The organism is Streptomyces fodineus, from assembly GCF_001735805.1.
GTDB classification, from domain to species: Bacteria; Actinomycetota; Actinomycetes; order Streptomycetales; family Streptomycetaceae; genus Streptomyces; species Streptomyces fodineus.
In genome coordinates this window covers 4,765,599-4,777,146 of record NZ_CP017248.1, presented here as the reverse complement: position 1 = coordinate 4,777,146, position 11,548 = coordinate 4,765,599, and the positions used below count along the sequence as shown (strand labels likewise).

The window sequence follows — 11,548 nt, the reverse complement described above, 5'->3', positions numbered from 1 at the left end:
TGGGGGAGGATGGCGGAATCCGCATGAAGGGAAAAACACGGTGAGCATCGACCCGTCCTCGATTCCGAACTTCGGGGGCCAGCCCGAACCTGAGCCCCAGGGACCGGCCGGCCCCGTCCTCCCGGATCAGGACCTCGTGAAGCAGCTCCTCGACCAGATGGAGCTGAAGTACGTCGTCGACGAGGAAGGCGACCTCGCGGCCCCGTGGGAGCAGTTCCGCACCTACTTCATGTTCCGCGGGGAGGCCGACCAGGCCGTCTTCTCGGTGCGGACCTTCTACGACCGCCCGCACCAGATCGACGAGAAGCCCCAGCTCCTGGAGTCCGTCGACGACTGGAACCGCCGCACGCTGTGGCCCAAGGTGTACACCCACACCCACGACGACGGCACCGTCCGGCTGATCGGCGAGGCCCAGATGCTGATCGGCACGGGCGTCGACATCAACCACTTCGTCTCCTCGACCGTCAGCTGGGTGCGGGCCGCCATCGAGTTCGACCGGTGGCTCGTCGAGCAGCTCGGCCTGGAGGAGGAGGTCAACGAGGCGGACAAGCCCGAGAACCCCGAGGACGACGCGGAGTAGGGCCGGCAGCGGCCTACAGCGGTGTCTGCGCGTACACCACCAGGTACGCGCCGTAGAGATAGCTGAGCCCGGCCAGGGTCGCGACCAGCACGGTCGCGTGCCAGGGCCGGGTTTTCGCCGTTCGCACCAGCACCCGGGCGAGCGGCAGCAGCAGCGGGAACGCCGGCAGCAGGAACCGCGGCTTGGACTCGAAGAAGCCCGACCCGCCGAGCGCGATCAGCAGCAGCATCCCGCCGTACACGAGCAGCGGCAGCGGAGCGCGGTCCAGCAGCAGCAGTGCGTACAGCACCGTCGCCGCCGCGACCAGCGCCAGCGCCATCGGGAAGACGAACCGGCTGCCGTGCAGCAGCATCGCGCGCAGGAACTGCGCCGAGCCCCGCCCGAAGTCGAACGTCGACCCCCACAGCCGCTGCACCTCGAAGTAGCCGCCCGGCACATCCCCCTTGCGCAGGCCCACCCACAGCACGTACGCCGTCCAGCCCAGCGGGGCGAGCGCCGCGCCCGTCCACAGCCTGTGGGAAACCTTTCCGCGTCGCCGCCACACCTCGGCCCCGGCCGCGGCCAGCACCGCGGCGGCGACCGCGAACCCGTTCGGCCGGGCCAGCCCCGCCAGCGCCGCGAGCGAGCCCGCCCACAGCCAGTTCCCGGCCAGCACCGCATACAGCGACCAGGCCGCGAACGCGGTCAGCACCGGCTCGGTGTACGCCATCGACAGCACCACCGCGTGCGGCAGCAGCCCCCACAGCAGCACCAGCGCGATCCCGGTGGCCCGCCCGTGCAGCCGGGAGCCCACCGCGTGGATCCCGGCGGCGGCCAGCGCGGCCGCGGCCCACGAGATCAGCAGTCCGGCGGCGCCCCCGCCGAGCGGGGCCAGCGCGGTCACCGCCCGCACCAGCACCGGGTACAGCGGGAAGAACGCGAGGTCGCTGTGCGGGCCCGGGTCGTGCGAGGGCAGGTCGTGGCCGTAGCCGTGCGCGGCGATGCCCAGGTACCAGATCGAGTCCCAGGACCGGGCGAGCAGCGTCAGCGGGTGCTTGCCGGCGGCATGCGCGGCCAGCGCGAGCACGACGGCCCCGCTGAGCCGGGCGCCGAGGAAGAGCCCTACGGCGACCCCGCTCGCTCGCACGAGGGACCGCCAGGTACGGGCGCGCTGCGCCGGCTTCGGCGCGGCTACGGGCGAGGCGAGGGTGGTGCTGGCGTGGGTCACATCTGAGCACCCTGCAAGGGCGGGGGCGCCGATGCGAGCAGGTGGCGGCCGAGTGGAGCGTGGGTTCACTGATTCGGCTGCTCCGTGCAGCGCCCTCGACGGGGAGCGGAGCCGCATCGCCATGCGGCTGCGCCGCGGCCGGGACGTGCCCGCAGCCGGGCTCCACTGTCAGACCCTCCCCGTACGGTGCTGAGCATGACCGACGCACCCGTCCCCGCTCTCACTCGCCGGATGTACGAGCTGCGTGCCGAGGGGCTGACGATGCCCGAGATCGCCGTACGACTGGAGGCAGAGGGATACCGCATACCCGGGAATGCGCCGGCCGCCGTGGCACCGCCCCGCGACACCGGGAGCGCTGAGCAGCCGGACTCTTAGCCCGCGGGCCCCTGCACGAGGCGCTCTCAGATGGCCCGCAGCCGCTCCGCCGCCTCCCGCAGAACTTCCTCCCGCTTGCAGAACGCGAACCGCACGAACGGTGCCCCCGCCTCCCGGTCGTCGTAGAAGACGGCGTTGGGGATCGCCACGACGCCCGCCCGTCCCGGCAGGGTGCGGCAGAAGGCGAAGCCGTCCTTCTCGCCGAGGGGGCGGATGTCGGTGGTGATGAAGTAGGTGCCGGCCGGGACGAAGACCTCGAAGCCCGCCTCCGTCAGGCCCTTCGCGAGGATGTCCCGTCGGGCCAGCATGGAGCGGCGGAAGTCCTCGAAGTAGGAGTCGGGCAGGGCGAGCGCCTCGGCCACCGCGTACTGGAAGGGGCCCGAGGAGACGTACGTCAGGAACTGCTTGACCGAGCGGACCGCGGTGACCAGTCCGGGCGTCGCCGTGACCCAGCCGACCTTCCAGCCGGTGAAGGAGAACGTCTTGCCGGCCGAGCCGATCGTCACCGTGCGTTCGCGCATGCCGGGGAAGGAGGCGAGCGGGAGGTGCTCGGCGTCGCCGAAGACCAGGTGCTCGTAGACCTCGTCGGTGACCACCAGCAGATCCCGCTCGACCGCCAGCTCGGCGATCGCGGCCAGCTCCGCGCGGGTGAGGACCGCACCGGTCGGATTGTGCGGGGTGTTGATCAGCAGCAGCCGGGTGCGGTCGGTGACGGCGGCGCGCAGCTCGTCCAGGTCGAGGCGGAAACTGCCGTCGTGCGGGCGCAGGGTCACCGGTACGCGCGTGCCGCCCGCCAGCGCGATGCTCGCCGCGTAGGAGTCGTAGTACGGCTCCAGGGCCACGACCTCGTCGCCCGGCTCCACCAGCGCCAGCAGCGAGGCCGCGATCGCCTCCGTGGCGCCCGCCGTGACCAGCACCTCGGTGTCGGGGTCGTAGGAGAGGCCGTAGCGGCGTTGCTGGTGCGCGGCGATCGCGGTGCGCAGCTCCGGGATGCCCGGGCCCGGCGGGTACTGGTTGCCGCGGCCCTCGCGCAGCGCCCGCACCGCCGCCTCCCGGACCTCCTCGGGCCCGTCGGTGTCGGGAAAGCCCTGGCCGAGGTTGATCGACCCCGTGGACAGGGCGAGCGCGGACATCTCGGCGAAGATCGTCGTACCGAACCCGGCGAGCCGGCGGTTGAGGTGAGGGCGTGCGCTGGAGGTCATGCCGGTCATCCTGCGCCCAAGCTCTGGAGTTCCTCAACTCTGCTTTGAGCCTCCAGGCGGCCGGGCATCTGCCGGTCACCGCGGTCCACGGGGGGCCGCTTCGGGGGAACGGAAGGAGGGTGACGCCATGGGCATCGGCATCATCTTCATCCTGATCGTGGTCGCGTTCGTGGTCATCGGGGCGCTGCGGAGCGAGTGCAGGAAGCGCCGGTCAGCGGTGTCGCTCGGCAAGGGCGGCCGGGGCCGGTCGTACCGTTCGTCGTCCTCGTCGTCCTCGTCGTCCTCGTCGTCCTCGTCGTCCTCGTCGTCCGCGCCGTACGACGGCAGCGGCAGCTGGTGGGCGGGCAGCGCCGACTCCGGTTCGTCGGGCGGTCACCACGGCGGTCACCACGGCGGCCACCATGGAGGCCACCACGGCGGTCACTCCTGCGGGGGCCACTCCTCCTGCGGGGGCCACTCCTCCTGCGGCGGGGGTTCGTCGTGCGGCGGCGGGGGAGGATGCGGGGGAGGCAGCTGACACGGGGCAGCTGAGCTTTCGGGGGAACCGTATCCGGGCCGCACACGAGCGCTCGCCGGGCGAGGACAGCCGGCGGGCGCTCGCCGTTTCCCGTGCCCCGTGTCCCGTGCCCGCGCTCGTCGTTCACACATCCCGGGGGCCCGGCGCTCGCCGCTTCATTCCCGCGCCCCGCGTGCGCCATGGTTGAACAGTTGAACAGTGGAGCCCTCTGAGGGATGGAAACCCCACGAAGTTGGGTAAAAACGCTGTCGGGGCGCCTCTGTTCATGATTCTCTCTAAACCGCCAACGCAGCCCCTCGGACGTCACTGCGACCTCCCCACCCGGCCGAGCCGGCTGGGCTGACATGGCCGATCTCCCCCCTCATCGCGTGTTAGCGGAGCCGATCCATGCTCACGACCCTGAACACTTCGTACACCGATACACGGGCTGCCGACCTGGCCTGGGCCCTGGGACGCGAGCCGCTGCCGGCCCTGGCCACCCTCGACCTGGAACTCACCGGAGCCAAGCTCCAGTTGAGACTGCTCGGCGCGTCCCATCAGGTGCTGCTGGACGAGAAGCGCGGCGGCTGCTCGGAGACGGTCGCCTGCATCCCCGGCTCCAGCACCCCGCTGCCGCTCGGCGTCGCCAAGCGGGTCGGCGACTGGGAGTACGAGTTCGCCGCCCGCGTCGAGGTGCTCACACCCGGCTCGTTCGCGGGCCGCGCCCAGGAGTTGCTGGCCCTCGTCTCCGACCATCCGCACGGCCTCGCGGGCGTCTTTCCCGGCAGCCCGCACGCGTTCACCGCGATGCTGGCCCAGCGCCACGAGGGCCAGGTGCACTGGCGCACCTGGCACGCCTACCCGCAGGACGGGCAGTTGGTGGCCACCCGGACCAGGGTCGGGGTGCGCACGCCGGCCTCCGCGGCATGAACGTGTGCGGCGACATAAACACATGCGTGGTCAAGTGCTTCAGATCCACACGTGTGGGTGACGAAGCGTACCGAGCGTGTGACGTAACGTCGCAGAGTGATCGAACCGCACGCCCCCGCGCCCCCGGGCGCCCCGCCCTCCTGGACAGGCCCCGCCCGGCTGCCCGTCCGGCCCGGCACCGGGCGGTTTCTGGTCCTCGTGTGCGTCTTCGTCTGCGCGGCCTGCGGACTCGTGTACGAACTCGAACTCGTCGCGTTCGCCTCGTACTTGATGGGCGACTCGGTCACCCAGGCCTCGGTCGTGCTGTCCGTGATGGTGTTCGCGATGGGCATCGGCTCCCTCGGTGCCAAGCGCCTGCGCTGGCACGCCGCCGCCGGCTTCGGCGCCATCGAGACCGCCCTCGCGCTGATCGGCGGATGCAGCGCCATGACGCTGTACGCCGTGTTCGCCTGGACCGGCGGCTGGGGCGGGATCTGGGCCGAGGGCCCCCGCTGCCTGCTGGTCGCCTTCTCCCTCGCCATCGGCCTGCTCATCGGCGCCGAAGTCCCGTTGCTGATGGAGCTGATCCAGCGCATCCGCCACCAGGACGCGGGCGGCGCGGTGGCCGACCTGTTCGCGGCGGACTACGTCGGCGCACTGGTCGGAGGCCTCGCCTTCCCCTTCCTTCTCCTGCCCTTCCTCGGCCAGTTGACGGGCGCCCTGCTCACCGGCACGGTCAACGTCGTCGCGGGCGGTGCCCTGGTCCTCGGCCTCTTCCGCCGCGACCTGACCCGGCGGGCCCGCTGGACCCTGCTCCTCGTCGGCCTCACCGTCCTCGGCGTCCTCGCCTCCGCCGCGGCCCTCGCCGGCGACTTCGAACGCGCCGCGCGGCACGCCGTCTACGGCAAGGACGTCCGGGTCGCCGAACAGACCGGCGTCCAGGAGGTCGTGCTCGCCGGCGGCACCCACGGCAAGCCCCTCGACCTCTTCCTGGACGGCCGGCTCCGCGTCGGCGGCCGCGACGAACGCCGCTATCACGAGGCCCTCGTCCATCCCGCACTGACCGGCGGGCCGCACGCGCGCGTGCTGATCCTCGGCGGCGGCGACGGCCTGGCCGCCCGCGAGGTGCTGCGCCGGCCCGGCGTGCGCCGCCTCGACATCGTCGAACTCGACCCCGGCCTGGTCCGCCTGGCCCGCCACGACCCCGGCCTCGCCGCCGTCAACGGCCACGCCTACGACGACCCCCGCCTCCACACCACCACGGCCGACGCCCTCGGCTGGCTGCGCGGGGCGCCCGCCGCGTCGTACGACGTGGTGATCGCGGACCTCCCCGATCCCTGCATCACCGCCAGTACCAAGCTGTACTCCCAGGAGTTCTACGGCCTCACCCGCCGCGTCCTCGCCCGCGGCGGCCGGCTCGTCGTCCACGCCGGGTCCGTCACCACCCGCCCCCGCGTGTTCTGGACGGTCGCCGCGACCCTCCGCGCGGCGGGCTTCGCCGTCTCCCCCTACCGGGTCCTCGGCCGCGACTCGGGCTTCCCGGCCGGCCCCGACCGCTCGGCAGGCGCGTCCGGCGCCCCGCACGACTGGGGGTTCCTGCTTGCGGCCCCGGGCCACACCCGGCCACCGCTGCGGCTGGGCGCCGGCCGGCTGCGCACGCTGACGCAGGCGGACCTGACGGCGGACGCGCGGGCGGCGCTACGGACCCGGATCGCGGGACTGCCGGCATCGACGCTGGTGCATCCGCGGTACTGACCGGTGCGTCCGCGGTACCGAGGGCGCTGCTGACGACGGCCCTGACGTGCCGGTCGGGCGGGGGTACTTTCCGGTCACACCTGGGTAGGCTCACCGGACATGGAGCACCAGGTCTTCGTCCCGGTCCCGCCCGCCACGCTCAGGACCGCCCTCGCCGACCCCGCGCGCGTCGCCCGCGCGGTCCCCGGTCTGCAGCAGGACGCCGGTGCCGAACCCGTCGCCGGACGCCTGAAGCTGCGCGTCGGCGGACACTCCGTCACCTACCGGGGAACGGCACGGGTGGCCGCCCAGCAGGACGGCACGTACGCCATCGAGGCCGACGCCACCGAGGCCCGCGGCACCGGCACCGTGAAAATCGCCCTCACCCTGCGCCTCGCCGGCACCGAGGGCGGTACGACGGTCACGGTCGAGGGCACCACGGACGCCGGCGGCCGTATCACCGAACTGCCGCAGGACGCGGTGCGCGCCGCCGCGACCCGCCTGCTGAACCGTTTCGTGGAGAACCTGGCGACGTCTGCGGAAGAACGGCAGCAGGAGCCCGAGGCGCCGAAGCCCGAGGCCGAGCCCACCTCCGTCTTCGACACCGAGATCCCGCCACCCTCCCTGGACCCGGCGGCCGACCGCCTCGCCGAGGACTTCGCCGACACCGGCGAGCCCCCCGCCGAGGCCGCGCATGCCCGCCGCACGATGATCGGCCGTAGCGCGGAGGAGGTCGACCACGCCCCGCCCCGGGGGCGTTACGCCCCGGTCCCGGCGCCGCAGACGGTCACGGCGACCTCGGCACTGCGCTGGGCGGCCCCGGCGGCGGCGCTGGTCGTGGCGTCGGCGATCGTCGTGAGCCGGGCACTCCGCAAACGCCGGTGAGCGCAGGCGCTCCGACAGGGACGGGGGGAACTGCTCGCATGGCCACGACGGACCCGCAGCCGAAGTCCGAACCGATCTCTCCCAGTACTGTCATCCCGTGAGTAACGAAGACATCACGCTGACCGCAGGCAACGCAGAAGTACGCGTCAGCCCCGCCAACGGCGGCCGTATCAGCGGACTCGAGGTCAACTCCCTGGAACTGCTGAGGCAAGGGCACCGCTACGGCTGCTTCCCGATGGTGCCCTGGTGCGGCCGCACCAGAGACGGCCGCTTCCTGGACGGCGGCACCGTCCGCCAGATGCCGCTCAACTCCCCGCCCCACGCCATCCACGGCACCGCCCGCGACGGCGCCTGGCGCACCGCGCGCGTCGCGGAGAACGAGGCGGTGATCACGTACGACCTGGTCGACCCCTGGCCGCACCCCGGCCGCGTCACCCACGTCGTCACGCTCACCGAGGACGGCCTGACCCTGACGATGTCGGTGGAGGCGCGGGACGACTCCTTCCCGGCGCAGATCGGCTGGCACCCGTGGTTCAACCGCAACCTCGGCGGCGAGGACGTCACGCTCGACTTCAAACCGGCCTGGCAGGAGGAGCGCGGGGACGATCACCTGCCCACCGGCAACCGGATCGACCCGAGGCCCGGCCCCTGGGACGACTGCTTCGGCATGCCCGGCGGCGTCGACGTCACCCTCACCTGGCCGGGGCAGCTGGAGCTGAAGGTGACCAGCCGCGAGGAATGGGTCGTCGTCTACGACGAGCAGGCCGAGGCCGTGTGCGTGGAGCCGCAGACCGGCCCGCCCAACGGCCTGAACACCCTCCCGCGCCTGGTCACCCCGCTGGAGCCGCTGGAGGCGACGACGACCTGGAGCTGGCGGCGCCCTTAAGCTGGTCGGCATGACGGACGTACGTGGCGCGCTGCTGCAGCAGATCAAGGACAAGGCCGTGGTGCACGGCAAGGTGACCCTTTCCTCGGGTCTGGAGGCCGACTACTACGTCGACCTGCGCCGCATCACCCTCGACGGCGAGGCCGCCCCGCTGGTCGGCCAGGTGCTGCTGGATCTGACCGCGGACCTGGAGTTCGACGCCGTCGGCGGCCTCACCATGGGTGCCGACCCGGTCGCGGCCGCCATGCTGCACGCCGCCGCCGCGCGCGGCAAGAAGCTGGACGCGTTCGTCGTACGCAAGGCGGCGAAGGCGCACGGGCTCCAGCGGCGGGTCGAGGGACCGGAGATCAAGGGCCGCCGGGTCCTGGTCGTCGAGGACACCTCCACCACCGGCGGCTCCCCGCTCACCGCCGTGGAGGCCGTGCGCGAGGCCGGCGCCGAGGTCGTCGCCGTCGCGACCATCGTGGACCGCGCGACCGGTGCCGCCGAGAAGATCGAGGCCGGCGCGGGTGTTCCGTACCGTTTCGCCTTCTCGAAGGATGAACTGGGTCTGGACTGACCGCGCGGTTTGACCTGGACTTGACGGGTGCGCCGACCGGGCCGCCATGTCTGGAAAGATGGGCGCGACGATGACGTCACCCCCCAGGTCTAGGTCAGGGCCGTAACGCAGAACCTCTCACCCGCAACACAAGGAGCGGACAGATGCCCATCGCAACCCCCGAGGTCTACAACGAGATGCTCGACCGGGCGAAGGCAGGCAAGTTCGCCTACCCGGCCATCAACGTCACCTCGAGCCAGACCCTGAACGCGGCGCTGCGCGGCTTCGCGGAGGCGGAGAGCGACGGCATCGTCCAGATCTCGACCGGCGGTGCCGAGTTCCTCGGCGGCCAGTACAGCAAGGACATGGTGACCGGCGCGGTCGCCCTCGCCGAGTACGCGCACATCCTCGCCGAGAAGTACCCGGTCAACATCGCGCTGCACACCGACCACTGCCCGAAGGACAAGCTCGACGGGTACGTGCGTCCGCTGATCGCGGTCTCCGAGGAGCGCGTGAAGGCCGGCCGGAACCCGCTGTTCCAGTCCCACATGTGGGACGGCTCCGCCGAGACCCTCGCCGACAACCTCGCCATCGCCCAGGAGCTGCTGGAGCGCACCCGCGCCGCCAAGATCATCCTTGAGGTCGAGATCACCCCGACCGGCGGCGAGGAGGACGGCGTCTCCCACGAGATCAACGACTCCCTCTACACGACGGTCGAGGACGCGATCCGTACGGCGGAGGCCCTGGGCCTCGGCGAGAAGGGCCGCTACCTGCTGGCCGCCTCCTTCGGCAACGTCCACGGCGTGTACAAGCCGGGCAACGTCGTGCTCCGCCCCGACCTGCTGAAGGAGCTGAACGACGGCGTGGCCGCCAAGTTCGGCAAGGCGTCCCCGTTCGACTTCGTCTTCCACGGCGGCTCCGGCTCCACCGAGCAGGAGATCCTGACCGCGCTGGAGAACGGCGTCGTGAAGATGAACCTGGACACGGACACCCAGTACGCCTTCACCCGTCCGGTCGCCGCCCACATGTTCCAGAACTACGACGGCGTCCTGAAGGTCGACGGCGAGGTCGGCAACAAGAAGGCCTACGACCCGCGCACCTGGGGCAAGCTGGCCGAGGCGAGCATGGCCGCGCGTGTCGTCGAGGCCACGCAGAACCTGCGCTCGGCGGGCAACAAGATCAAGTAAGCGGTACGTCCGTTTCGCGGCGGGCCCGGCGGCTGTCCTCGGCCGCCGGGCCGCTGTATACCTGGGGGCGTGCCCGATGTCCGGCTGACCTCGCCCCAGGGCAGGTGGATCCTGTTCACCACGGTCCTCGGCTCCAGCATGGCGCTGCTGGACTCCACCGTCGTCAACGTGGCGCTCCCGCGCATCGGCGAGGACCTGGGCGCGAGCCTGGCCGCCCTGCAGTGGACGGTCAACGCGTACATGGTGACGCTGGCCGGTCTGATCCTGCTGGGCGGCTCGCTGGGGGACCGCTACGGCCGCCGGAAGATCTTCGTGCTGGGGGTGGCGTGGTTCGCCGCCGCGTCCCTGCTGTGCGGCCTGTCGCCGAACGCACCGGTGCTGATCGCCGCCCGGGCCCTGCAAGGCATCGGCGGCGCGCTCCTGACCCCCGGCTCCCTGGCGATCATCCAGTCGTCCTTCCACCCCGACGACCGCAGCCGGGCCGTGGGACTCTGGTCGGGCTTCGGCGGGATCGGCGCGGCGGTCGGCCCGTTCCTGGGCGGCTGGCTGGTGGCCGGCCCCGGCTGGCGCTGGGTGTTCCTGCTGAACGTCCCGCTGGCGCTGCTGTGCGTGCCGGTGGCGCTGCGGCACGTCCCGGAGTCGAGGGACGGCGGGAAGCACGGCCGCTTCGACGTCCTCGGCGCGGCCCTCGGCGCCCTGGCGCTGGCGCTGCTGACGTACGCGCTGATCGAGGCGCGGGCGGGCACGGTGGTGGTCACGCTGAGCGGGGTGGCGGGTCTGGCGGCGGCGGTGGCCTTCGTGCAGGTGGAGCGGCACCGCCCGGAGCCGATGCTCCCGCCGGACATCTTCGCCTCGCGCCAGTTCACGGCCGTCAACCTCGTCACCCTGTGCGTGTACGCGGCGTTCGGCGGCTTCTTCTTCCTCACCGCGCTGCAGCTGCAGGTGGTGGCGGGCTACTCGCCGCTGGCCGCGGGTACGGCGCTGCTTCCGACGACGGCCCTGATGCTGTTGTTCTCCGCCCGCTCGGGTGCCCTGGCCGACCGCACGGGCCCGCGCCTGCCCCTGACGGCCGGCCCTCTCCTCTGCGCGGCGGCGATGCTGCTGATGCTGCGGGTGGGCAGGGACGCGGACTACCTGACGGACGTGCTCCCCGCCCTGCTGGTCATGGGAACGGGCCTGGTGACCCTCGTGGCCCCTCTGACGGCGACGGTGCTCGCCTCGGTCGACACCGCACGTGCGGGCCTGGCCAGCGGCATCAACAACGCGGCGGCGAGAGCGGCGGGCCTGGTCGCCGTCGCCGCGCTGCCCCTGCTCGCGGGGATGGGCCCGGAGGCGTACCGGGTGCCGTCGGCCTTCGACGCGGCGTTCCGGCGGGCGATGCCGATCTGCGCGGCGGTCCTGGTGGCCGGCTCCCTGCTGGCCTTCACCCTGGTCCGCCGCCCGGCACCGGAGTGCCGCCACCCCGAGTGCCGCGTGCACGGCTGCGTGACGGCGCCGCCGCTGGAGGGGGAGCGGAGGGGCGGCTAGGGGCGGCCGGGGGCGGCTTTGT

Annotated in this window: 12 protein-coding genes; 10 read left to right on the top strand and 2 right to left on the bottom strand. The window is 72.5% G+C overall.

Annotated elements, in window-relative coordinates:
- Nucleotides 1–40 precede the first annotated feature (40 nt).
- A complete protein-coding gene (locus BFF78_RS20110; RefSeq protein WP_069779640.1) occupies nt 41–580 on the top strand; it encodes a YbjN domain-containing protein in 540 nt (179 codons plus the stop codon).
- Between the two features lie 13 nt (nt 581–593).
- On the opposite strand, the gene BFF78_RS20105 is transcribed toward BFF78_RS20110, so the two are convergent.
- The gene (locus tag BFF78_RS20105) at nt 594–1,787 is read right to left on the bottom strand and encodes a hypothetical protein (RefSeq protein ID WP_069779639.1); all 1,194 of its coding nucleotides are present in this window, start codon (nt 1,785–1,787) and stop codon (nt 594–596) included.
- Between the two features lie 195 nt (nt 1,788–1,982).
- On the opposite strand from BFF78_RS20105, the gene BFF78_RS46270 reads away from it, so the two are divergent.
- Nucleotides 1,983–2,162: a hypothetical protein gene (locus tag BFF78_RS46270; RefSeq protein ID WP_159033030.1), complete on the top strand. Its 180-nt coding sequence runs from the start codon at nt 1,983–1,985 to the stop codon at nt 2,160–2,162.
- Between the two features lie 26 nt (nt 2,163–2,188).
- Here BFF78_RS46270 and BFF78_RS20100 read toward each other — a convergent pair whose 3' ends face one another.
- Nucleotides 2,189–3,373: a pyridoxal phosphate-dependent aminotransferase gene (locus BFF78_RS20100; protein ID WP_069779638.1), complete on the bottom strand. Its 1,185-nt coding sequence runs from the start codon at nt 3,371–3,373 to the stop codon at nt 2,189–2,191.
- A gap of 118 nt (nt 3,374–3,491) precedes the next feature.
- Here BFF78_RS20100 and BFF78_RS46925 point away from each other — a divergent pair, with 118 nt between their 5' ends.
- The 8 genes from BFF78_RS46925 (at nt 3,492) to BFF78_RS20060 (ending at nt 11,526) form a co-directional block, all read left to right on the top strand.
- Nucleotides 3,492–3,881: a hypothetical protein gene (locus BFF78_RS46925; protein WP_193433501.1), complete on the top strand. Its 390-nt coding sequence runs from the start codon at nt 3,492–3,494 to the stop codon at nt 3,879–3,881.
- Between the two features lie 387 nt (nt 3,882–4,268).
- Nucleotides 4,269–4,790: a DUF2617 family protein gene (locus BFF78_RS20090; RefSeq protein ID WP_069779637.1), complete on the top strand. Its 522-nt coding sequence runs from the start codon at nt 4,269–4,271 to the stop codon at nt 4,788–4,790.
- A gap of 96 nt (nt 4,791–4,886) precedes the next feature.
- Nucleotides 4,887–6,524 carry a polyamine aminopropyltransferase gene (locus BFF78_RS20085; protein ID WP_069779636.1) on the top strand — a complete coding sequence of 546 codons (1,638 nt, stop codon included), beginning with the start codon at nt 4,887–4,889 and terminating at the stop codon, nt 6,522–6,524.
- 99 nt (nt 6,525–6,623) lie between these two features.
- Nucleotides 6,624–7,388: an SRPBCC family protein gene (locus tag BFF78_RS20080; protein WP_069779635.1), complete on the top strand. Its 765-nt coding sequence runs from the start codon at nt 6,624–6,626 to the stop codon at nt 7,386–7,388.
- Between the two features lie 97 nt (nt 7,389–7,485).
- Nucleotides 7,486–8,274, top strand: coding sequence for an aldose epimerase family protein (locus tag BFF78_RS20075; RefSeq protein ID WP_069779634.1), 789 nt, complete (start codon nt 7,486–7,488; stop codon nt 8,272–8,274).
- A gap of 10 nt (nt 8,275–8,284) precedes the next feature.
- Entirely contained in the window at nt 8,285–8,833 is a 549-nt protein-coding gene (pyrE, locus tag BFF78_RS20070; RefSeq protein ID WP_069779633.1) for an orotate phosphoribosyltransferase, read from the top strand.
- 143 nt (nt 8,834–8,976) lie between these two features.
- On the top strand, nt 8,977–9,999 hold the full coding sequence (gene fbaA, locus BFF78_RS20065; protein ID WP_069779632.1) for a class II fructose-bisphosphate aldolase: 1,023 nt from the start codon (nt 8,977–8,979) through the stop codon (nt 9,997–9,999).
- A gap of 69 nt (nt 10,000–10,068) precedes the next feature.
- Nucleotides 10,069–11,526 (top strand): MFS transporter, encoded by a 1,458-nt coding sequence (locus BFF78_RS20060; RefSeq protein ID WP_069779631.1) that lies wholly within the window; start codon nt 10,069–10,071, stop codon nt 11,524–11,526.
- The last annotated feature ends 22 nt before the right edge of the window (nt 11,527–11,548 follow it).